Consider the following 22,194-nt stretch of genomic DNA (forward strand, 5'->3'; position numbering starts at 1 on the left):
AGCTGATGGATTCAGGCTACAGTGACCCGTTCATTTGGATCGAGGATGGATAGGGTATGTCGAGTGAAAGCCCGCTTCTTGATGACAACGCGGTGTATAGGACCTTGCTTGAGTCGACCAAGGCAATTCCCTGGAAGATCGATTGGGCCACGAAGCAGTTCGCCTATATCGGCCCGCAGATTGAAACGTTGTTGGGCTGGAAGGCCGACAGCTGGGTGAGCGTGGAGGACTGGGCCATGCGCATGCACCCGGAGGATCGGGACTATGTGGTGAATTTTTGCGTCACCCAATCCCAGGCCGGCGTCGACCACGAGGCGGACTACCGGGCGCTGACCAAGGAAAACGGCTACGTGTGGATCCGCGACGTTGTGCACGTGGTGCGCAACGACAGGGGCGAGGTCGAAGCGCTGATCGGTTTCATGTTCGACATCACCGAACGCAAGAAGACCGAGGAAAAGCTGCTGACCTTGCAGAAGGAATTGGAGGCGCTGTCCTTCAAGGACGGTTTGACGAACATTGCCAACCGGCGTCGCTTCGATAGTGGTTTCGAATTGGAGTGGGAGCGCGCGCGCAGCGAACGTCAGCCGCTGTCCATGCTGTTGTTCGACGTTGATTTCTTCAAGCAGTACAACGATCTGTATGGCCACACCCAGGGCGACCAATGTCTGGTGGATATCGCCCAGACCTTGAGTCTGGCGCTGGATGGGCCTCGCGATCTGGTTGCGCGCTACGGGGGCGAAGAGTTTGTCGTGCTGCTGCCGGAAGCCGACGCCGAGGTGGCGCGAAAAGTCGCTGAGCGCTGCCAGCGCTTGCTCCAGAAAAAGGCTATCGTGCACGCGCTGTCACCGCATGGCAGGCGCGTCACCGTCAGCATTGGCGCCGGAACGGTGGTGCCAGACGGGAAGATAGACCGCGCTGGCTTCATCGAAGCCGTCGACCAGCAGCTATATGCGGCCAAGAAAAATGGGCGGGACCGCATTGAGCATATGCAGTTGTAGCGCTGGGTCGCGCGCGCAAGGTTTTCTCAGTAACAAGCGCTGAACCTTCCGGGTTCGGCGTCTACACAGGAATTGATTTAATGAGCAGTATTTTTCCAGGCGATCTGTGGGCAGTGGGTGAAGCGCAGATCGAGGGCTTGACGATCATCGTTCGTTTTCGCACCGGGCTGCCATCGGCGCCTGACCGTCAGATCAATGAAAACCTGGTCATCATCTCGTGGCCGTACCAGGGCATCGAGTCCGGTATGCCCAGTGACGAAGACAAGCAGAGCCACAATAGCTTTGAAGAGGCTATCGAAAAAGGCTTTGAGAACTCCGATATCGGGGTGCAGGTGGCTTGCCTGACCGGGAATCACCACAAAGAATGGCGTTACTACACGCGGGACGTCGAAGCCTTTCTGGATGCGTTCAATGCATGCCTGGCGGGGCATCCGGTCTATCCCATACAACTGCGCATGTACAAGGATCCCGATTGGAATGCCTTGGCGGAATTGCAGCCCCAGGGTTCAGACCAGCTTCATTGATAGGGCTTGGGTGGCGCTTGCGCGCCACGTGCTACGCATACCGCTTGGCGCCCGCCACGCAAATCACCGCCGCCAGCGTCACGACCAGCATCGTCCAGCTGACCTGCTCATGCAGCAGCACGGCAGCCAATCCCAGCCCCATGAACGGCTGGAACAGCTGCAACTGCCCCACCGCCGCAATCCCGCCCTGCGCCAGCCCGCGGTACCAGAACACGAACCCGATGAGCATGCTGAACAGCGACACGTAGGCGAGACCTATCCACGCCGGCGCGCCAACGTGTTCGAACGACGCCGGCATGGTCAGTAGCGCGATGGGCAGCATGAGGGGCAGGGACAGTACCAGCGCCCAGCTGATGACCTGCCAGCCGCCCAGCTTGCGGGAGAGCTTGGCGCCTTCGGCGTAGCCCAGGCCGCAGACGATGATGGAGGCGAGCATGAGCAGGTCGCCGGTGGGCGAGGCTTGCAGGCCGCCCCAGGCGGCGTAGCCCGCGACGCAGGCGGCGCCGACGATGGAGAACATCCAGAACGGCGGTCGCGGGTGTTCGCCGCCGCGTATCACTGCGAAGATCGCGGTGCTGAGCGGCAGCAGTCCCAGGAAGACGATGGAGTGGGCCGAGGTGACGTGCTGCAGGGCCAGTGCCGTCAGCAGGGGGAAGCCGACCACCACGCCCAGCGCGGTCAGCGCCAGGGAGGGGAGGTCGGACAGGGACGGCCGGCGTTGGCGCAGCAGCATCAGCAGGGCCAGGCCCAAGAGGCCCGCGATGGCGGCTCGCGCGCAGGTCAGGAAAATGGGATCCAGGTCCGCCACGGCGACCCGGGTGGCGGGCAAGGAGCCCGCGAAGATCACCACACCGATAAAACCGTTCACCCAGCCGCTGGTGGCCTTTTGCATCTGAAGCTCCTTGATAGCGGGCTTCAGTACAGCACGGCAGTTGTCCGTAGTCCACGCACAATCCAGTACAATTTCAAGAAACTGTTATGTATAAAAAGCCAGTACGGCGGAGATTTCCATGGCACGTGGCGGCACCCTAATCAAGCAGGTCATGGGCGAGATCCAGGGGCGGATTGCTGCGCGCACGGCCTTGCCTGGCGCCCGGCTGCCTTCGGTAAGAGTGCAGGCCAAGACGCTGGACGTGTCGGTGTCCACGGTGGTGGAAGCCTACGAGCGGCTGGCGGCCGAGGGCGTGCTGGTGTCGCGTCCCGGCTCCGGCTTTTATGTGGCCGGGCAGGTGGCACCGCTGACGCTGACCGAGATGGGACCGAAGCTGGACCGGGAGGTCGATCCGCTGTGGGTTTCGCGCCAGTCGCTGGCGGCGGACGCGGACAGCTTGCGGCCGGGTTGCGGATGGCTGCCGGTCAGCTGGATGTATGAAGACGGGTTGCGGCGCGCCATGCGCGGCATGGCGCGGGCCGAAACCGCGGAACTGACCGAGTATGGAACGCCGTTGGGCCATGCGCCTTTGAGGCAGTTATTGGCGCGGCGCATGGCGGGCATGGGGATAGAGGCCGGGCCCGAGCAGATCATGCTGACCGATTCGGGAACGCAGTCCATCGACCTGATCCTGCGCTTCCTGCTGGAGCCAGGGGACACGGTGCTGGTGGACGATCCCTGCTATTTCAACTTCCATGCGCTGCTGAAGGCGCATCGCGTCAAGGCGGTGGGAGTGCCGTACACGCCGAACGGGCCGGACCTCGGAGCGTTCGAAGCGGCGCTGCGCGAGCATTCCCCGCGGCTCTACATCACGAACTCCGGCATACACAATCCGACGGGGGCGACCCTGTCGCCCCTGGTTGCGCACCGTCTGTTGAAGCTGGCGGACGATTCCGAGCTGGTGATCGTCGAAGACGATATCTTCGCGGATTTCGAGAACACGCCCGCGCCGCGGCTGGCCGCGTTCGATGGGCTGTCGCGGGTCATACATATCGGCAGCTTCTCGAAGGCGGTGTCGGCGTCGGTGCGCTGCGGCTACATCGCGGTGCGGTCCGACTGGGTGGAAAGCCTGACCGACCTGAAAGTCGCCACGACTTTTGGCAGCAGCCGGCTGGCGGCCGACGTCATTTTCAGAACCTTGACGGGCAGCGGCTACCGTCGGCATATGGAGTTGACCCGGCTGCGTCTGGCGCAGCAGATGGACAAGACCGCCGCCAAGCTGCAGAAGCTTGGCATCAAGCCCTGGTTGACGCCCCGGGCGGGCATGTTTCTGTGGTGCCGCCTGCCCGAAGGCAAGGACGCGGCTACCGTGGCCCGCCTGTGCCTGAAGGAAGGGGTGTTGGTGGCGCCGGGGAATGCGTTCAGCCAGTCGCTGGCAGCTGGGGATTTCCTGCGGTTCAACGTTGCGCAGTCCACGGACGAGCGGATATTCACGGTGCTGGCCAAGGCCTTGAACGCCGCTTGATGCGTCCTGTCTATCCCGGTTTGCCGCGCGCCACGGGGGGCTACGCAATCCAGCGGCGCGCGGGCCGCCGGATCGTGCGTACTTGCGACTACAAGTAGGCGAGGGTGATGATGTAGCCCTGGGCATCTTTCTGCCCGGTCTGTCGCGCCTTGAGGGACACGGGCTGCACGTCGACCTGCACGCGGCTGGCGTTTACCCCGTAGCGGTAGGCCGGCTTGCCGGCGGCGCGGGCGCGTTCAGCGTCGCATTCCACGCGCACGGCGACCCGTTTGGGTTGAATCTGCGGCGTGCATGATGCCGTCTCGACGATGGCACCGTGGAAATAGATGGTTCCATCCGCGGCGTGGGCTGCGGGCAGGACGCTGGACGCACACAGCAAAAGCAGGGAAAGGCGATATTGGAGCTTGGACATGACAGCAACTCCTTGCGACTGGAAACGGAGGGGATGGCTATGTCTGTCTTCACTTCTTTAACGGCAGCCGGCGGCGAAAGTTAATCGCAATCCGTTATCGGGCCGTGTTCGCTTGGGCGAGCCCATGTATGGCTTGCTGCTGCAGCGCGGGCGCGTCCGTCCGCAGGGCGATATGCGGCCGTGGCGGAACGTTCGCGGCTGGACTGCGTCTTGTGAAGAGAGGGTCGGCTCGCTACGCGAATGCCGGGAGGATTATGGGCGGCATCGTGGGCTCCTTTGATCGCGCCTTGCGGAGCGCGGTGATGGTCAAGGGACCAGGAACGGACTGTCGGCCAAGATGAAATGCATGATTTCATTGTCGCAGGTCGCGGGGAAAAATCAATACCTGGCGCTCGATGCACATGCGATCACTATCTTCCGGATTCTGGCGACGGGGTGTTTCGCCCCGTCTTGAAGGTTTGCTGCAGACGCGTCCGGCGCTGCTTCAGTAAACTCCGGGCTGCCGCGCGGCGTCCACCGCCGCTTTCATGTTCGCTCATCTCCATGACTGCTTCCGACACGACATTCGCCGCCGCGCTTCGTACTCCCGTCACCACTGCCGACGATCTGGACCCGCTGGATCAGTTCTTCCAGCGCCCCGAGGTCAGCGCCTTTCTTGCCAGGGCCCGCGAACCTGGGCAGGCCGACGCCAGTCTGCGGACCTGTGCCGATCTGCTGCCGACGCTGCATCCCGGTCGCGCCGCCGCGTTGGCCTTGATGTGCGGCTCGCTGGTGGAGGATGGCGCCGATCCGGCAATACTCTTTGCCGTCCTGCAAGACTTGCTGCGGCAGTGGCTGCGCACCCTGAGTCCGTATTGCGCGCAGGAGGTCGAGGATGACGACGATGAGGTGGAGGAGGCCGACCGACAGGCCTGGCAGGACGCCAGGTCGCGCATGGCCGACGTACCCGAAGACCGGCGCTGGGAGGTGGAGGCCTTGCACCAGGCGGCGGACCTGCTGGTGCTGCCGATGATGACCATGGTCCTGCGCGATCGCCGCAATCACGCCGCCCTGGTGTCCGACGCGGAATTGATGGCGCTGCTGCATCCCATGGCCACCAGCAACGACAGCCTGCCCTTCGAGCATCTGCATTATCTGTGGCTGGCCTCGCAGCTGGGTTACGAGGATGAACTGGTGGTGCTGCTGCCGGCTTCCATGACGGGTTTCATTGCCAGGGCGCATGCCGTGAACAACAACTTCCACGCGTTCACGTTGCTGCAGATCATCATCGGCGAGCATGCGCAGGCGCTGGGCGTGAAGCGCGAGATCGCGCCGCGCGAACCGGATCAGGACGGCGATACCGCTGATTTCCAATGGCTGCAGGCCGACGCCTATGCCGATGGCGCGCTGATCGACGCCATGCGCTACGCGTGGGGCGAGGCGGCGCTGCGCCACAACGCCTCGCGCCACGGCAGACGCGTGCTGATCGCGCTGGAAACGGACGAAGGCATGAAACGCAATTGGTCCGGGTTCAACGGCGCCATGCACGAGGCGCAGCAGCCGTCCATGACATTCACGCGCTATCTCACGCGTGACGAGGTGGCTTCGTACCTGGCTTGAACCGGCGCGGACGGGGCCGCATGCCGAAAGGTATAGTCAAAGGCTCCCCATCCAACAGGAGCGCCACATGCAGACCAATGAAATCCATCGCGGCCGGCTGATCGACCACATCCAGCTGGTGGTGCGGGACCTGGCGGCCAGCCAGCGGTTTTATCAAGCGGTTTTCGATGCGTTGAAGGTACCGATGGGCGGCACGGGCGACGGCTATTTCTGGGCCGACGAGTTGTTCGTGTCCACGCCCGACAGCAAGGCCGCGGCGGGGCAACTGACCGGACGCCATCATCTTGCGTTCCAGGCGCAGGACCAGGCCATGGTCGATGCCTTCTACAAGGCGGCGCTGGCCCATGGCGGCAAGGACAACGGCGCGCCGGGTTTCCGGGACTACCACCCGGGGTATTACGGCGCCTTCGTACTGGATCCGGATGGCAACAACATCGAGGCCGTGTTCCACGGCGAGGCGCGGCGCAGCGCGCCCTCGGTCAAAGTGACGTTCTGAGCCGCGCGCCGTCCCGTGGTCACACCCCCAGATAGGCGCGGCGCAGCCCTTCATCGGCCAGAAGTTCGGCGCCGGGCCCCGACATGACGATCTCGCCGTGTTCCAGCACATAGCCGCGCGCGGCCATGCTGAGCGAGCGGTGCACGTCCTGCTCCACCAGCAGAATGGTGATGCCGCGCGCGTTGATGAGCGGCAGCTTGTCGAAGATGTCCTTGACCATGATGGGTGCCAGTCCGATGGACGGCTCGTCCAACAGCAGGAGCTTGGGCGAGGTCATCAGCGCGCGGCCGATGGCCAGCATCTGCTGCTCGCCGCCGCTGAACGAGCGGGCGAGCTGGCGGCGGCGTTCTCGCAGACGCGGGAACAACTGGTAGACCCAGTCCAGGTTGTCGCGGCTGCGGCGCTTGTCGCGCAGCACGTCGGCGCCGACCAGCAGATTGTCCTCGACGTCCATGTGGCCGAACAGGCGGCGGCCTTCCATGACCTGGGCCATGCCCAGGCGGGCCACCAGGTGCGCGGGCAGGCCGCTGATGCGCTCGCCCAGGAAGCGGACCTCGCCGGCCAGCGCGGGCAGGGAGCCCATGACGGTGCGGATCAGCGTGCTCTTGCCGGCGCCGTTGGCGCCAACCAGGCTGACGATCTCGCCTTCGCCCACGTGCAGGTCCACGCCGCGCAGCACCTGTACGTCGCCGTAGCCGGCGTCCAATTGACGGATTTCGAGCATCAGGCGGCCTCCCCGAGATAGGCGCGCACCACCTGCGGATCGCGGGCGACCTGCTGCGGCAGACCGTCGGCGATCTTGCGCCCCTGCTGGATGACGACGATGCGGTCGGATAGTTGCATGATGGCTTTCATATTGTGTTCGATCACCAGGACGCTGATGCCGTCGCCGCGCAACGACAGGATCAGCGCCACCATTTCCTCGGTCTCCACCGGCGTCAGGCCCGCCATCACTTCGTCCAGCAGTAGCAGACGAGGCTGGGTAGCCAGGGCCTTTGCGACTTCCAGGCGCTTGCGGCCAGACAGGGTGAGGGTGCGTGCGATTTGGTGCTCGCGTCCGGCCAGGCCGACGCGGGCCAGCACGGCTTGAGCGATTTCCTCGGCCTGGGCTGGCGCGCGGTGGCGCAGGAAGGCGCCGATCATGGCGTTCTCCAGCACCGTCATGTCGCCGAATGGCTTCACGATCTGGAACGTGCGTGCGAGTCCAGCGGCGCAGATGCGCGCCGGGTCCTGGCCGTTGATGCGGGCGCCGTTGAAGCGGATGTCGCCGCTGCTGGGTGGCACGAAGCCGGAGGCCATGGCGAACAGCGTGGTCTTGCCGGCGCCGTTGGGACCGATCAGGCCGGCGATCTCGTCGGCGCCGACGGCGAAGCTGACCTCGTCGGAGGCTCGTACGCCGCCGAAATTGCGGCTGACATTATGGAATTCGAGCAGGTTCATCGCGTGCTTCCCATTGCGGGGCCGGCCGCCTTGGCAGGCGCGCCGGCGGCGCGCACAGGCGCTTTGGCGCGGCGGGACAGTATCGCCATCAGTCCTCGCGGCTCCCAGCGGATAACGATCATCAGCAAGAGGCCATACAGCATCATGTCGGCTCCCACCATGCCCCCGGTCAGCGAGCGCGCCAGTTCTTCGCCAGGCAACAACAGCAGCGCGCCCAGCACCGGCCCCCAGAGCGTGCCGCGTCCGCCGATGATGCAGACCACGGCAATGACGACGCTGAGATTGGCGCCGAACACCTTGTCCGGGCTGATGTAGAGCACGAACTGTGCATAGAAGGTGCCGCCCAGTGCCGTCATGGCCGCGCTCAGCATGGCCGCGGTGAGCTTGTAGCGCCGCACGGGCACGCCCAGCGCCATTGCCGCGTCCTGGTCGTTGCGCACGGCCGTCAGGCAGTAGCCGAAACGGCTGCGCAGCACGTGGCGGTTGATCAGCAACGCGGCGATGGTGAAGGCCAGCGCCACAATGTAGTAATAGGCCTTGCCGGTATGCTGGAAGTACAGCGGCGCGTCGCGCAGCAAAGTAACCTCCATGCCGCGCGGCCCGCCCAGCAGGGTGTCGGCGTTTTCCACCAGGGTCTTGAGCACCATGCATGAGGCGATCGTGGCCAGCGCGAAGTAGGCGCCGCGCAATTGTAGGCAGGACAACCCCACGATCAGCGCCGCTCCCATGGCCACGGCGGCGCCGGCCCACATGCCTAGCCAGGGGCTGATGCCCAGGTTCACGAACAGCCAGGTCGAGGTATAGGCGCCCAGCCCGAAGTACGCGGCATGGCCCAGCGAGAGCTGGCCGGCAATGCCGCCCAGGATGTTCCACGACAGCGCCAGATAGGCGTACAGCAGCGTCATGGCGCCTACCGACAGCAGGTATTGGTTGCCGCTGGCCAGCGGCAGCAGCGCCAACAGGCCCAGCGCGGCGATGCCGGCGGCCGAAGTCTTTGTGGTCTTGGCCATTATTCGTTCTCCACGCCGAACAGCCCGCTGGGCCGGAAATACATGGTGGCGAGAAACAGCAGGAAGATGAGCGCCTCGGCGTAAGTGATGGGAATCAGCTGGCTGCCGACCGATTCCAGCACGCCGACCAGGATGCCGCCCCAGAACGCGCCGGCCACCGAACCGATGCCGCCCAGCACGACGATGACGAAGGCGCGCAGGCCGAAGATGTCGCCGACGAAGGGGTTGACCGGATAGAGCGGCAGCAGCAGCGCGCCGGCCGCGCCCAGCACCAGCAGGCCGATGGCGAACGACAGCCGGTAGACGCGGGCGCTGTCTATGCCCAACACGCTGGCGGCTTCGCGGTCCTGACCGGTGGCGCGGATGGCGCGGCCGGTGCGCGTGTGACGCAGGAACAGCACCAGGGCTGCCGTGATCAGGCAGGCGAAGAACAGGCCGGCGATCTGCGGATAGGTAAAGATCAGGTCGCCGGGCATCCAGACCTCGTTGGCCCAGGGCGCGTCGATGGTGCGGCTGTCGGGACCGGCCAGCGCCAGAAAGGCGTTGTCCAGGAAGATCCACAGGCCGGTGGTGAAGATCAGTACGCCGATCGGCTCGCGCGAGTTTTCCTTGCGGTAGATGCCGTCGAGCAGCCAGCGCTGGCAGGCATAGCCGACGACGAACAGCGCCGCCGCCGTGAGCGGCATGGCGGCCAGCGGGTGCAGGCCGAAATGGCTGGTGAGCGCGAAGCAGACGTACATGGACATCATCAGAAAGGCGCCGTGGGCGAAATTGATGATCTTCATGACGCCGAACTGCAGGCTGAGGCCTAGCGCGATCAGGCCGTAGACGGCACCGCTGGCGATACCGCCCAACAGCGCCTGGAGTAGGGTATTGGTCAAGGGGAAGCTCCTAGCGATAACGGGGCGCCAGCGCCACGCGCGGGGCGTGGCGCGGCGGCGCCGGGTCGGTCAGGGCTGGGCGGCGGGCCAGACCATCTTGTAGGACTTGGAAGCCAGGTTTTCCGGCCACACGGTGCGGTACTGGCCGTCGGGCGTGATCTGCTGCATGACGTAGCGCTTCTCGGGGTTCTGGCCCTTGGCGTCGATCACGATGTCATAGCCCACCAGCTTGTTCAGGTCAGTGCCTTGCATCCTGGTCTGGGCCAGGGCGTCGCGGATGGCCTCGGGATCGGCGCGGCCGGCGCGCTCCAGCGCGTCCTTGATGACCCAGACCGCGGCGTAGGCGCTGACCGACAGTTCGTTGGGATCGACCTTGTAGGCGGCGACGAAATCGTCCCAGAACTTCTGGGCGAACGGCGTGGTGATGGACGACTCGTAGCCGGCCCAGCCGTTGGTGGTGTAGACATTGCCGGCGATTTCCTTGCCGACCAGCGGAATGAAGGTGCTGTCGATCTGGCCGGCCGCGCTGCCGACGTAGGTCGAGCCGACCCGCATTTGCGCCAGCAGCTTGTGCAGTTGCACCGCGTCGGCGCCATAGGAGGTTACGGTGACGACATCAGGCTTCTTGCCCTTGATCTTCAGCACCAGCGGACGCAGGTCGGGCGAGTTGGGCGGGTATCCCTCGTCCAGCACCAGATCGATGCCGGCTGCCTTGAACTTGGCGCGCAGCGTGTTGGCCATGTCCTGGCCCCAATCGGTGTTCTCATAGACCATGGCGACGGTCTTGGCTGGCTTGCCGGTGGTCTTGCCCGCGTATTGAATGAAGTCGGCCATGCTCTCGGCATTGCCCGATGCCGGGATCTGCGTGGGACGGAATACGTACTTGAAGCCGCGCTCGGTGATGTCGGCCTTGGCAGCCAGGTCCACTACCCACGGCACCCGATTCTTTTCCGCGACGGCCGTGGCGGGGAAGGTCACGCCGCTTTGGAACGCGCCCAGCAGCACCGGGGTCTTCTCGCGGGTAATCAGGCGTTCGACCTCGGTCATGGCGACCTTGGCGTCGCCCCGGGTGTCCACTTCGACCAGTTGCAATTGCGCCCCGCCCAGCGCCTTGATGCCGCCGGCGTCGTTGATGTGCTTGACGGCCAGATGCGTGGCGCGCGACATATCCTTGCCGATGGAGGCTGTGGCGCTGCCCGATAGCGGAATCAGATAGCCGATCTTCACCGGGTCGGCGGCCATGGCGGCGCCGTGGACCAGCAGGGTGGCGCCGGCGGCGGCGAAGAGATGCCGCAGGACGGAGGGGCGATAGGGAAAGCTCGTGCTCATGAGAATTTGTCTCCAGTATTTTTTGTGATTAGTGTGTGCCGCGTCGGCGTCAGTCTGGCGGCCCCGCGCCCAGAGCCGCGTGCGTCGCGCGCACCAGGCGGTGCGCGCGTTCATCGAGCAGCACGGTGCGGCCCATGCGGTTCATGGTGTAGGCAAAGGAAAGCCGGCGCTGCGGCCAGGCGAAAGCCAACGATCCGCCGGCGCCCGTGTGGCCGTAGGCCTCGCTGCCGAAGCAGGCGCTGTCCAGGCCCTGTGCACGGTTGTCCATCTGGCGCATGAAGCCGCTGGCGTAGCGCGTAGGCACGCGCAGGCAGGCGTCGTCGTCCGTGCGCGCCGACAGGGCGGTGGCCGCGGCCAGCGTGTCCTCGCGCAGCAGGCGCACGCCGCCGCGCGCGCCGCCCAGCGCCAGCGTGCCGTACAGGCGGGCCAGACTGCGCGCATTGCCGATTCCGCCCGCCGCGCACAGCCCGGCTGCACGGCCCGCGCGGCTGTTGAAGCCGGAAGGGCGCCAGCCGCCGGTATTCTTGGCGTATAGCGCGGTGGGGCTTGCGGGCTCATCCTTCAGTGACTGTTCGAAGGGACTGAACGGCGCTTGCGGCGCCGGCGGCGGCACGATGGGCGCTACCCGCGCTTCCTCGGTTGCCGGCAGGCCTATCCAGAAGTCCAGGTCCAGCGGCTGCGCGATATGGCGGCGGAAAAACTCGCCCGGCATGCAGCCGCCCAGCCTGCGCACCAGTTCGCCGACCAGCCAGCCGTAGGTCAGGCCGTGGTAAGCCACCCGTTCGCCCGGGGTCCAGAAAGGCGCGGCGGCGGCCAGCCGGCCAGCCATGCCTTCCCAGTCGAAGGCGGCGTCCGCGGGCAAGGGTTCACGCAGCGCGGGCAAGCCTGCGGTGTGGTTGAGCAGCATGCGCGGGGTGGTGCCGGCCTTGCCCGCTGCGGCGTATTCGGGCCAGTAGCGGATGACAGGCGCGTCCAGGTCCAGTTCGCCGGCTTCGGCCAGCATGTGGGCGCAGAGCGCCGTGGCTGGCTTGGTGTTGGAGAACACGATACAGACGGTGTTGCGTTGCCAGGGCCGGCTGTGGTCCGTGTCGGCCCATCCGGCCCACAGGTCGACCACCGGATTGCCGTCGACCTCGATGGCGACGGACGCGCCCAGCTCGCCGCCGTCCTGGAAGTTGCGCGCGAACGCGGCGCGTACCGGTTCGAAGGCGGGATCGCAGTAGCCGTGGATGGCCGGGGGCGCGGTTGCTGGCGCCTGGGGCGAGGTCGCGGCGCCCATGTCAGCGCGTCAACGGCGCGCGTGCGCCGTAGCCCAGCAGATAGCGCGCATCGTGGGGCAACGCGGCCGCGACGCCTGCGGGCAGGGTGCTGGTGAAGTCGGCGAAGCCGCGCAGCCAGGACACGTTGTAGTTGCAGAGTATGGCGCGGCGCTCGCGGTCGGTATGGTTCGGGCCGGAGCGGTGCCAGGTATTGGACAGCCAGATGGCGACCGAGCCGGCGGGCGCGGTCAGCGTGACCTCGCCGTCCAGCGGGCCGCTGCCCCAGGGCGGCGACTTGCGCAGCTTGTGGCTGCGCGGCATGACGCGCGTGGCGCCGTTGTCGGCGGTGAAGTCGTCCAGCATCCAGACGTTCTGCAGCGTCAGCGGAAACTCCGGCAGCGGCTCGGCGATCTGGCCCAGCGGCGCGTCCACGTGCCAGGCGCCGCCGCCCGTGCCGGGGCCGATGCTGGTGGCCTGGAAGTCGTGCAGGTTGCAGTCCTGGCCCATTACGCTGCGCACCATCGGCAGCACCACCGGGTGCTCGATCAGCGGGATCATGTCGGGCGCCTTGTTCAGCAGGTTCCAGACGCGTTGCGACTTGTCGTCGTCGAACAGGGTGGGCAAGTGCAGGAAGTTCTTCGACACTTTGTTGATGGGTACCGGCCAGCGCGTGTTTTCGTTGTCGCGGCGGTACTGGTGCACGCGCGCCACCATGCGCTGCGCTTCCATGTCGCTCACCGTGTAGTGGCGCTTATAGTAGGCCAGGATGTCGTCATCGTCTTCGTGCCGTTCGTCGTCCAGCGGGAACGGATCGGCGCGTTCGGCGGCCATCAGGCTGGCGACGCGCTCGCGCGCCTGTTCCAGTTGCGCGGCGTCCAGCACGTTTTCAATGACGGCGTAACCTTCTTCGGCGAGCTGGCGTTGCAGCGCCTGCAGATCGAGTTGCTTCATGTTCCTCCCCTTGTGTTGAATGTCACTGCGAAATCGGACCGGGCGCGGCCACGGGGGCCAGTGCGCCGCGTGCGAGCTTGCCGATGCTGGTGCGCGGCAGGGCTTCCGCCGCGCCTATGCGGCGCGGCACTTTGTAGCCGGCCAGATGTGCGGCGCAATGGGCTTGCAGGGCGTCGGGGTCCAGGCGCTGGCCCGGCGCGGGCGTGACCCATGCGTGCACCACCTGTCCCAGCCGCTCGTCGGCCACGCCGAAGGCGGCAGCTTCGCCGACCTCGGGGCGCGACAGCAGCACCTGCTCCACTTCCAGCGGATAGACCTTGAAACCACCCACGTTGATGCAGTCGTGCCGCCTGCCTTGCAGGTGGAGATAGCCTTCGGCATCCAGGACCGCGACGTCGCCGGTGTAGAACCAGCCCGCGCGCAGCGCCTGCGCGGGCTGGCGGTAACCGGCCATCACGTGCGGACCGCGCACGCGGATCTCGCCGGGCTGGCCGGGCGGCAGAGGCCGGTCGCCATGGTCCAGATCCACCACCTGCAGCTCGCCGCCCGGAACCGGCAGACCCACGGAACCTGGCTTGCACGGGCGGTGCATGGGGTTGAACGCCAGACAAGGGCCGGCTTCGCTCATGCCGTAGCCTTCGTAGATGGGACACCCCGCGCGCTGCTCGAAGCGCGCCAGGGTTTCGCGCGGCAGCGGCGCCGCGCCGGAGAAGCAGGCGCGCAGGCTGGCCATGCGTTCCGGACTGAGAGCGGGGTTCAGCAGCAAGTCGTGGAAGATGGCAGGCGCGCCCGGCAGCAGCGTGACGCGATGGGCGGCGATGGCGTCTATCGTGCGGGCGGCATCGAAGCGCCGCATCACCACCAGTTCGCCCCGGGCATGCAGGCTGAGGTAGAGCGACATGGCGACCGCCGACACGTGGAATAGCGGCATTACGCAGAGCACTACCTCCGATTCGCGCCGCGTCGGCAGCCAGGCTTCGCGCTGCGCGATGTTGTAGGCGATCTGCCGGTGCAGGATGTTCACACCCTTGGGGCGTCCGGTGGTGCCGCCGGTGTATTGCAGCGTGGCCAGGTCTTCGTGCCGGGGCAGGTCTTCGGGCAGGGCGCAGGCCTGCGGCAGCATCTCCAGCAGGCCGGCGCCGTTGCCTATACGGAGTATGGCGCCGGCATCCAGGCCGGGACACAGGGCGTGCAGGTCCAGCTTTACGCTGTCGTCGTGCAGCAGCATGCAAGGCGCGGCGTCGTGCAGCATGTAGGCCAGTTCGCGTTCGCGGTAGCCGGGATTCAACGGTACGGCCTGCGCGCGCAGCGCGTGCACGGCAAAGGTGGCGACGGCCAGGTCCAGCGAGTTCTGCATCAGCAGCGCCACCCGGTCGCCGGGCCGCACGCGCTCGCCCAGGCGGCGCGCCAATGCGCCGGCCAGGCCGGCGTATTGCGCGTAGTTCAGGCGTACGCCTTCGAAGAACAGCGCGGGCAGATCGGGCGTTTCGCGGGCGGCGTCGCGCAGCAGATGGATCACCGAGTCCGGGACGGCGGGCAGGGCGGGGGAGTTCATGTCTTGCGCTCGGCGGCCTTGCGGGCGGCCTTGGCGTCGCTGGCCTGCCATACCGTGGGCCGGCCTGCCCCGCCCAACAGGGTAATGGGGTCGGCGTTGTCGATGTGGCCGTACTGCCCCTTGTAGATGCTGTAGCCGCACAATTCCTGCAGGCGGCGCGGAAAGCTTCGCGCCACCTCGGCCGGAATGCCGAGTTGCAGGTTTTCCTGTTGCCGCATCCAGCCGGCGCAGTAGTAGCACGACAGGGCGTAGCGGCGCGCATTGCTGTTGTTGGCGCCGCCCTTGTGCCACAGTGCGCTGTCGAACAGCATGACGCTGCCTGCCTTCATGGTGGCTTGCACCGTGTCTATATCCTGCGCGCCATAGGGCGGCGACGAATCGTAGCGATGACTGCCCGGCACGATGTGGGTGGCGCCGTTCTCGGCCGTGAAATCGCTCAAGGCCCAGATGGCGTTGACCGCCAGCGGCGGGCGCGGGCGCGGCATGGCCAGCTGCTGAGTGTCTTCGTGCAACGGCTGGGCGCCTTGTCCTGGCGCCAGCGTCAGCGAGCACAGCGACGACAGCAGCAGCTCACGGTCCAGCAGGCGTTCGGCCAGGCCCAGCACGTCGGGCTGCAGCGGCACGTCCCAGAAGCGCGGATCGTAGACCAGCAGGTTGTTGATGCGCACCGTCTTGCGGCCTTCGAACGAGGTCTGGGCATAACCGAGGTTGTGCTCGGCCTCGATCCGGATCAGGGCTTCCTGCAGCTGGCTGACCTGCTCGGGCGGGATGATCCCGGGCAGCACCACGAAGCCGTCGCGTTCAAAGGCTGCGATCCGCTCGTCGAGCGGTTCGGGCGTGGACATCTCTTGTCTCCTGATGGGGCCTGGATCTGCGTCCGGCGGTATAGGTCTGTGCGTATAATCGGCCGGTAGTCTTCGCCCTGCCAGCGCGTAGCGTCCACGGCAGTGGCGCAAAGCGTCCATCCCCTAGAAGATGGCGGCCCCGTCGGCATGATCCGGTACTCAAGATGAGCGCGCAGGCCTACCACCACACCACCGATGTCATAGCGCCGCAGGATCAGTTCGCGTATTGGCGCGATGCGATCTGCGATGCCTACGTGCCGCTCGAACCCGAGCGCGACGCCGCGCGCAGCTTTCGCGGCCAGATCGACGGCCTGTTGCTGCCGGATCTGCACGGCTCGACCATTACTGCCCAGTCCCATGTGGTCAGGCTGTCCGCAGCCGGTCTCTCGGCCCGCACGCAATCTCCGTTCTTCGCCAATTTGCTGTGTGCGGGCGAGGCTCTGGTCTCGCAGGACGGAAGCGCCATGCGCGCGCAGGCCGGCGACGTTTATGTGGTGGATTGCGCGTCGCCCTGGGAAGTCGACTTTCGCACCGATTTCCGCATGTTCTGCATCGAAATCCCGGAAGGCCTCCTGCGGCCGCAACTGGGCCGCCGCGGACGGCTGGCCACGCCGGTGCTGGACGGAAGTTTAGGGGCGGGGCGGGTGCTGGCCAGCTACATGCGCCTGGTCAGCGAATTGCCGGCAAACGAGTTGCAGCAGGTGCAGGCGCTGATGGTCAGGCATTGCAGCGAACTGCTGTCGCGGACCCAGCTCGAAGGGGCGGATGCCGGCGCGCAGATCGCCGAACGGGTGCGCCATGAAGTCCTGGACCGCATTCTGGCGCTGGTGCAGCGCCGTCTGGCCGACCCTGGCCTGACGCCGGTCTCGGCCAGCGAGGAGCTCGGCATCTCCCGCAGCTATCTGTTCAAGATCATGGCCGAGCATGGTTTGAGCTTTAGCGCCCACGTGCGGCAGTGCCGGCTGGAGAAATGCCGCCAGGCCATCGAAACCCAGCCTGGCCGCTCCATCGCGGACATCGCCGCCAGCTGGGGATTCGAGGAAGTTTCCACATTCAATCGGGCGTACCGCGCGCACTATGGCCGCTCGCCAGGCAGCGAGCGCGGCGGTGCGCCCTCGCGGGCAGGATAGCGGCGCATCACCACTTGCTCTGGCCCTGCGGCTGCTGCATCTGTGGGGAGTTTGCCGGCCTGACCGTGTCCACATACTTCCTGTAGGCGGCGACGTATTCGGGGCTGTTGATGTCCGGGGTGCTGTCGCTGTCCCAGTTTCTTTCAACGCCGGATTGCTTCCAGGCTGCCAGGTCGCGTTCGACCTGATCGCGGCTGAGTTGGACGTCCGACGGGGGCGCAGCGGTGGTGGGGGCAACGGCCGTTTGCGCGACGGCGGGGCCGGAGAGCAGGGCGCAGGCCGCCAGGACGACGGGGATCATGGCGCGGACGGTTAGGGCAGTTTTCATGAAATGCTCCTGATGACGTGAGTGACCGCAGCATTGGAAACCGGTGTCCATGGGGGCTTGCTGCAATGCAGCCCGGGGCAGGGACAGCTGCGCTACCGGATTGGCGCATTGGTATTTTTCTTGGGCAGGCCGGCCCGGCCCGCGGCGCGCGCGGACACGCACCTGGCGCCTTTGCGCTGCCAGGTTTACGACTCGGGCCGGAGAGGACGTCCGGGCCTCATGCCTTCGTGCTCATCGTAGGACGGTGCGAGTAGGCGCCACATACTCAATATTGGGTACGTCGTGCCGGCGGCGCACGCTCACAGCAGCGAGGCGAGCCTGACCAGTTCGGACTGGCGGTTGCATTCCATCTTGTTGAGCAGGGATGCGACCTGTTTACGCACGGTCAGCACCGAGGCATGGCGCAGGGTGGCGACTTCCTCCACGCTATGCCCCATCGCAAGTCCGGCCAGCACCGCGGCTTCCGCGTGCGTGATGGCGAATACGGCTTCCAGCCTGTCGACGTCGGGTTGGGCGAAGGCGCTCTTTCTGCGCATGCGCACCAGCAGCATGCGGTTGCCGATCAGGCTCAGCGCTTGCGGGGCCGCGCTGATGTCGATCCAGGTCAATTCGCCCCATCCGGCGGCGGCCGCCAGCGACCGCGCTTTGCCGTCGCGCGCGACCGCCTGGCAATACGCGTCGAACAAGGCCTGTATCTTGGCGTCGGGATGGCGCAGCTTGCCGCCGCGCACGTTCCAGCCGTGGCCGTCGTCCAGATAGCGCGTGGCCAGGGCAGACTTCATGTTCACCATCGCGTCGCGGCTGACCAGCAGCACGGCCTCGCCCACGTCCGAGAGCGCGCTATCGATGGCTGTCCAGCCGATGGCGAGCATCTTTTCGCGCTGGGCCAACCGGTTCTTCAGCAGGCGGAAGTACTGGGCGATGTCGCCGGACTGGAGCCGTTCGCTGGCCTTGTCGTCCACGGTCGAGCGTTGAAAGGCGATGGCGGCGCGCAGCTTGGCGCTGGATTCGATCACCAGGCACAGGACTTGCGCCATGCGGTGCTTGAGCATGAAGTCCGTGTAGAACTCGGAACGCTGCAGCTGCTTGTGGCCGCACATGCTGGCGGTATCCAGCCAAGTGCCGACGGGCAGCAGCCGCGAGTCCTGTTCGACGATATCGCAGCTGTAGTAGTGGTTGCGGTAGTCCCTGGCGGCGGCTTCGGGAAAGCTCACGGTGGACAGGTCCAGCAGCTTGTGACGGGCATCGAAGACGATCAAGGTGCTGCTGTCCGCGCCCACCATGTCGCGGGCGGTCAGCAGGATGTCGCGCCAGGGCGGATCGGGATCCGCCAGACGGTCCAGGGCTTCGATCGCGCGCCGGACGGCAATCTGGTGTTCAGCCATTTCGTGCCTCCAACTCTGGTTCAGACGCAAACGCTGTCACGCATCACAGATCGTTGTAGAGGTGGCTCCGGCCAGATCGGGGGAGCGCTGCGCGGCCATGGTTTGCCGGCGTGGGGGAGGTTGGCCTGCCTGGATTGTCGGCGGCGCTGCCACAAGGAAATTATCCTCGCAAAATCCCGGGGCGGATGAAAAAAATAGGCGCTTCGTCCGGACAAGAGGGGCCGGATCCGGAGGTGGTATCGACGTACCGGGGCATTCTTACCAGAATGCGCCGCCTGGCGGCGTCAGGGTTGCGCGCCGCCGCCGGGCGGACGGATCGCCGCGCGCCACAGATCCAGGAAATGCCTCTTCTTGAGCGCATCCAGATACACCAGCAGCCCTACGCCCAGTCCAACCGGCCGCACGCCCGCTTCCGGGTTGGCCGAAGCGCCCACCGGCCGCATGCCCGATTGCCGCGCGACCATTTCCTGGCCCCGCGGCGACAGCAGATAGTCCAGGAACATCGCGCCCAGATCAGCCCGTGGCGCCTGCTTGGGGATGATGGCGGAACGCGACAGCATCAGCGTGTAGTCCTGCGGATAGACGATGGCCAGCGGCGCGCCCTGGTCGATTCGATGCCGGGTATAGGACTCCAGCAGGTTGTAGGCCAGCGTGATCTCGCCGCGTTCGAGCTTGTCCAGCGCGTCTTCGGTGGACGCATGCACGGCGACGCGGTTGCGGCCCAGTTCGGCCAGCAGTGCGCCGGCCATGCTGTCCAGCCGCGTGTCCTGCGTGGCCGCCAGGTAGCCGATGCCGCTGCCCTCGACATCGTAGGTGGAGATGGCGCCGGCCAGGGGCTGGTCCGGCGCCTGCAGCAGGGACAGCAGCTCGCGCCGGGTGCGCGGCGCCCGCGCGGGCGCGAGCTTGCGGGTGTTGTAGACCATGACGATGGGATCGGTGCCGATGCTGAAGACCTCGTCGCGCCAGTTGGCCCAGGCCGGCAGGGCGCGGGTTTCCGGCGAGATGTGGGGTTGCGCGTAGCCGTCGTTGACCAGCTTGGTCTGCAGGTCCATGGCGCTGCTGATGACGATGTCGGGCCCGGACCGGGTGGTGGCCGCCGGCGTGGCGCGGGAGACCGTCCCGGCATACAGCTCCTGCGTGGACAGCTCGGTGTACTCCAGGCGCAGGCCGGGGTTGAGCCTGCTGAAGTCTTCCAGCACGCCGCGGAACACCTGCACGCTGTTGGAGGCATGCACGACCAATACGTTCCTGCTGTCGGCGGGTCCCAGCGTCAGGCCGCCGGCGCTGGTTTCCGCGGCGTTGCCGGCAGCAAAGGGCAGCAGCGCGGCCAGCGCCGCCAGCAGGCGCAGGGGTTTCAGGAGATCAAGCTTCATGGGGTCGGGGCGGCAGCGTGACCACGGCGTCCAGGCCGCCGCCCACGCGGTTGCTCAGGGCCAGCCGGCCCTGATGGATGTCGACCACGCGCTTGATGATGGACAGGCCCAGCCCGGCGCCGGGCGCGCGCGGGTTGGGGCCGCGCACGAAGCGCTCGAAGGCGGCGTTGGCCAGCGCCGGGGGAATGCCTGGACCCTGGTCGGATACGGATATGCGCCAGCCTGCGTCCTGCGGCTCCAGTCGCACGTCGATGTGGCCCTCTTCCGTGGCGCCGTGGCGCAGGGCGTTGTCGATGAGGTTCTTGAAGGCTTCGCGCAGCATCAGGCTGTCGCCCAGCACGGTGGGGGGACTGCCGGGCGCCGTAACGGGCAGATGCAGGCGCACATCGGGTTGGGGATCGGCTTGCGGGACCGTGTCATACACCGCCTGGCGCAGCAGCTCGGCCAGGTCCACCGGCTGGAACTGGCGCACGTTGCTGCGGTGGATGACGCTGGCGTCGCTCAGCAGCTGGTTCACCAGGCGCGAGAGTTTCTCGGCGTTGCGCAGCACGGCCAGCAGGCTGCGACGTTGTTCGGCGGGGTCCTCTTCGTCCAACGCCACTTCCATCTGCGCGTGCAGCGCGGCCAGCGGCGTGCGCAGCTGATGGGCGGCCTCGGCGATGAAGAGGCGCAGGGTGTCGAGGTTTTCCGACAGGCGCGCCATGAAGCCGTCAAGCGAGTGCACCAGCGTGTCGAGTTCCTCGGGCACGGGAGCGGCGATGGGATGCAGGTCCGACGCGCTGCGGACTGCCAGTTCGCGTTCGATGCGGCGGATGGGCGACAGCGACCGCAGCAGGCCCCAGTAGGCCAGCGCAAGCGCCGCGGCGGTAAAGCCGATCAGCGCCAGCGTGCCTTGCCACAGGATGCCCGCCGCCAGCGCGTTGCGCGCTTCGCGGGTCTGCGCGACCTGGATGAGGGCGGTCTCGGCATTGCGGGGACCGGCGATCTTGCGTTCCATCCAGGCGATGCGCACCGGTTCGCCCTGGTAGCTGGCGTCGTACAGCCGGGGCGAATAAGCAGAGCCGTCGTTGCCGCGTCCGGGCGGCGCGGGCAGATCCGCGTAGCCGGAAATCAGCGCGCCGCCGGCGTCGCCGACGCGATAGAACACGCGGTCGCGCGGCGCCTGTTCCAGCAGCGCCAGCGAGGCGTAGGGCATATCCATGCGCCACTCGCCCTGCACCAGCTGCAGGCTGTCGGCGATGGACAGCACCGAGGCACGCAGCAACTGGTCGTAGGTGGTGTCGGCAGTCTGATTGGCGTAGCCGCGCACCAGCAGGTAGAGCGTGGCCAGGGCGGCGACGAACAGCGCCAGCAGCATGGCCAGCAGGCGGCGCTTGATCGAGATGCGGCCCTGCGCGGCGGCGGGCCTGGCGGATTCACTCCCGGCCGGGGCCGGACGCGGCGGAGCTGTCGTGGTCATCGGTGGCGGTCAGGAGGTAGCCGGTGCCGCGTTGCGTTTCGATGCGCAGCGGCGAGCCTTCGAGCTTGCGGCGCAGCCGGGCGATATAGACCTCGATGGCGTTGGGCGCGGCGTCGTCGTCGAACGCGAACAGCTTGTTGGCGATTTCGGTCTTGCTGACGGCGCGGTTCATGCCGGCTAGCAGGATTTCCAGCAGGCTGTATTCACGCTTGGGCAGTTCGATGCGCTGGCCGGCCAGCGTGACCTGGCGCGCGGCGCTGTCGATGACGAGTTCGCCAAAGCGCAGCACGCCGGCGGCCTGGGCGCTGGGACGGCGCAGCAGGGCGCGGCAACGGGCTTCCAGTTCGCGGAAATCGAAGGGCTTTGCCAGGTAGTCGTCGGCGCCGGTATCCAGGGCGTGGACGCGGTCTTCGATGTCGATGCGGGCGGTCAGTGCCAGCACGGGCGTCTTGCTGCCGCGGTCGCGCAGGCGGTGCAGGATGTCGAAGCCCGACATGCGGGGCAGGCCGATGTCCAGGATGACGAGATCGAAGGTTTCGTATTGCAGCACGCCGTCAGCGCTGAGACCGTCGTTCTGGCAGTCGACCGCATGGCCGAGACGGCGCAGCCGGCGCACGAGTGCGTCGGCCAGGTCCGCGTCGTCTTCGATCACCAATATGCGCATAGGGGCGATTGTCGCATGAGGGGGATGTGGACCCCCACGCCGCACTCGCTGCGCTCGCTTGCTGCCCCCCGAGGGGGCGCCTTCCGCCTTGGGGCGGCCCGGCGGCGGAAGGGATGGACCCCACACCGCACTCGCGTTCAAAAAAACGACAGGTTGCCGA

General features: G+C 66.5%; 22 protein-coding genes. 6 read left to right on the top strand and 16 right to left on the bottom strand.

Annotation, left to right across the window (positions count from 1 at the left end; translation table 11 throughout):
* Positions 1-56 precede the first annotated feature (56 nt).
* Both ACZ5YA_RS29650 and ACZ5YA_RS29655 read left to right on the top strand, forming a co-directional pair.
* Entirely contained in the window at positions 57-998 is a 942-nt protein-coding gene (locus ACZ5YA_RS29650; RefSeq protein ID WP_059375169.1) for a sensor domain-containing diguanylate cyclase, read from the top strand.
* A gap of 80 nt (positions 999-1,078) precedes the next feature.
* Positions 1,079-1,522, top strand: coding sequence for a DUF695 domain-containing protein (locus ACZ5YA_RS29655; RefSeq protein WP_464091611.1), 444 nt, complete (start codon positions 1,079-1,081; stop codon positions 1,520-1,522).
* A 31-nt stretch (positions 1,523-1,553) separates the two neighbouring features.
* On the opposite strand, the gene ACZ5YA_RS29660 is transcribed toward ACZ5YA_RS29655, so the two are convergent.
* The gene (locus tag ACZ5YA_RS29660; RefSeq protein ID WP_464091612.1) at positions 1,554-2,414 is read right to left on the bottom strand and encodes a DMT family transporter; all 861 of its coding nucleotides are present in this window, start codon (positions 2,412-2,414) and stop codon (positions 1,554-1,556) included.
* Between the two features lie 118 nt (positions 2,415-2,532).
* Between ACZ5YA_RS29660 and ACZ5YA_RS29665 the strand changes: the two genes are divergently transcribed.
* Entirely contained in the window at positions 2,533-3,918 is a 1,386-nt protein-coding gene (locus tag ACZ5YA_RS29665; protein WP_464091613.1) for an aminotransferase-like domain-containing protein, read from the top strand.
* Positions 3,919-4,006: 88 nt separating this feature from the next.
* Here ACZ5YA_RS29665 and ACZ5YA_RS29670 read toward each other — a convergent pair whose 3' ends face one another.
* The gene (locus tag ACZ5YA_RS29670; RefSeq protein WP_464091614.1) at positions 4,007-4,330 is read right to left on the bottom strand and encodes a hypothetical protein; all 324 of its coding nucleotides are present in this window, start codon (positions 4,328-4,330) and stop codon (positions 4,007-4,009) included.
* A gap of 543 nt (positions 4,331-4,873) precedes the next feature.
* On the opposite strand from ACZ5YA_RS29670, the gene ACZ5YA_RS29675 reads away from it, so the two are divergent.
* Positions 4,874-5,929, top strand: coding sequence for a hypothetical protein (locus ACZ5YA_RS29675; RefSeq protein ID WP_464091615.1), 1,056 nt, complete (start codon positions 4,874-4,876; stop codon positions 5,927-5,929).
* A 67-nt stretch (positions 5,930-5,996) separates the two neighbouring features.
* Positions 5,997-6,425 carry a VOC family protein gene (locus ACZ5YA_RS29680; protein WP_059375152.1) on the top strand — a complete coding sequence of 143 codons (429 nt, stop codon included), beginning with the start codon at positions 5,997-5,999 and terminating at the stop codon, positions 6,423-6,425.
* 19 nt (positions 6,426-6,444) lie between these two features.
* Here ACZ5YA_RS29680 and ACZ5YA_RS29685 read toward each other — a convergent pair whose 3' ends face one another.
* The 9 genes from ACZ5YA_RS29685 to ACZ5YA_RS29725 form a co-directional block, all read right to left on the bottom strand.
* Positions 6,445-7,149, bottom strand: coding sequence for an ABC transporter ATP-binding protein (locus tag ACZ5YA_RS29685; RefSeq protein WP_059375149.1), 705 nt, complete (start codon positions 7,147-7,149; stop codon positions 6,445-6,447).
* Entirely contained in the window at positions 7,149-7,865 is a 717-nt protein-coding gene (locus tag ACZ5YA_RS29690; RefSeq protein WP_464091616.1) for an ABC transporter ATP-binding protein, read from the bottom strand. The genes ACZ5YA_RS29685 and ACZ5YA_RS29690 overlap by 1 nt, the downstream gene beginning before the upstream one ends.
* Entirely contained in the window at positions 7,862-8,875 is a 1,014-nt protein-coding gene (locus ACZ5YA_RS29695; RefSeq protein WP_059375144.1) for a branched-chain amino acid ABC transporter permease, read from the bottom strand. The genes ACZ5YA_RS29690 and ACZ5YA_RS29695 overlap by 4 nt, the downstream gene beginning before the upstream one ends.
* A complete protein-coding gene (locus ACZ5YA_RS29700) occupies positions 8,875-9,756 on the bottom strand; it encodes a branched-chain amino acid ABC transporter permease (protein ID WP_059375141.1) in 882 nt (293 codons plus the stop codon). The genes ACZ5YA_RS29695 and ACZ5YA_RS29700 overlap by 1 nt, the downstream gene beginning before the upstream one ends.
* 69 nt (positions 9,757-9,825) lie before the next feature.
* On the bottom strand, positions 9,826-11,085 hold the full coding sequence (locus tag ACZ5YA_RS29705) for an ABC transporter substrate-binding protein (protein ID WP_059375137.1): 1,260 nt from the start codon (positions 11,083-11,085) through the stop codon (positions 9,826-9,828).
* Between the two features lie 49 nt (positions 11,086-11,134).
* Positions 11,135-12,364 (bottom strand): serine hydrolase domain-containing protein, encoded by a 1,230-nt coding sequence (locus ACZ5YA_RS29710; RefSeq protein WP_280016101.1) that lies wholly within the window; start codon positions 12,362-12,364, stop codon positions 11,135-11,137.
* A gap of 1 nt (position 12,365) precedes the next feature.
* Positions 12,366-13,295 carry a phytanoyl-CoA dioxygenase family protein gene (locus ACZ5YA_RS29715; protein WP_464091617.1) on the bottom strand — a complete coding sequence of 310 codons (930 nt, stop codon included), beginning with the start codon at positions 13,293-13,295 and terminating at the stop codon, positions 12,366-12,368.
* Positions 13,296-13,317: 22 nt separating this feature from the next.
* Positions 13,318-14,850, bottom strand: coding sequence for a class I adenylate-forming enzyme family protein (locus ACZ5YA_RS29720; protein ID WP_464091618.1), 1,533 nt, complete (start codon positions 14,848-14,850; stop codon positions 13,318-13,320).
* On the bottom strand, positions 14,847-15,695 hold the full coding sequence (locus tag ACZ5YA_RS29725; protein WP_280016102.1) for a phytanoyl-CoA dioxygenase family protein: 849 nt from the start codon (positions 15,693-15,695) through the stop codon (positions 14,847-14,849). Before ACZ5YA_RS29725 ends, ACZ5YA_RS29720 begins: the two co-directional genes overlap by 4 nt.
* Positions 15,696-15,859: 164 nt before the next feature.
* Here ACZ5YA_RS29725 and ACZ5YA_RS29730 point away from each other — a divergent pair, with 164 nt between their 5' ends.
* Positions 15,860-16,825: an AraC-like ligand-binding domain-containing protein gene (locus ACZ5YA_RS29730; RefSeq protein WP_464091619.1), complete on the top strand. Its 966-nt coding sequence runs from the start codon at positions 15,860-15,862 to the stop codon at positions 16,823-16,825.
* Positions 16,826-16,832: 7 nt separating this feature from the next.
* Here the strand turns inward: ACZ5YA_RS29730 and ACZ5YA_RS29735 are convergent, their stop codons facing one another.
* From ACZ5YA_RS29735 to ACZ5YA_RS29755, 5 genes are all read right to left on the bottom strand, one after another.
* Positions 16,833-17,153: a DUF4148 domain-containing protein gene (locus ACZ5YA_RS29735; RefSeq protein WP_059375125.1), complete on the bottom strand. Its 321-nt coding sequence runs from the start codon at positions 17,151-17,153 to the stop codon at positions 16,833-16,835.
* A 299-nt stretch (positions 17,154-17,452) separates the two neighbouring features.
* Positions 17,453-18,538 (bottom strand): helix-turn-helix transcriptional regulator, encoded by a 1,086-nt coding sequence (locus tag ACZ5YA_RS29740; RefSeq protein WP_464091620.1) that lies wholly within the window; start codon positions 18,536-18,538, stop codon positions 17,453-17,455.
* Between the two features lie 284 nt (positions 18,539-18,822).
* Complete coding sequence (locus ACZ5YA_RS29745) at positions 18,823-19,911, bottom strand: ABC transporter substrate-binding protein (RefSeq protein ID WP_059375120.1); 1,089 nt, start codon at positions 19,909-19,911, stop codon at positions 18,823-18,825.
* Entirely contained in the window at positions 19,901-21,370 is a 1,470-nt protein-coding gene (locus ACZ5YA_RS29750; RefSeq protein ID WP_306633860.1) for a sensor histidine kinase, read from the bottom strand. The genes ACZ5YA_RS29745 and ACZ5YA_RS29750 overlap by 11 nt, the downstream gene beginning before the upstream one ends.
* Positions 21,327-22,034, bottom strand: a complete 708-nt coding sequence (locus tag ACZ5YA_RS29755) for a response regulator transcription factor (protein WP_118931804.1) — start codon at positions 22,032-22,034, stop codon at positions 21,327-21,329. The genes ACZ5YA_RS29750 and ACZ5YA_RS29755 overlap by 44 nt, the downstream gene beginning before the upstream one ends.
* Positions 22,035-22,194 lie beyond the last annotated feature (160 nt).

This window comes from Achromobacter sp. JCM 18799 (assembly GCF_055395645.1).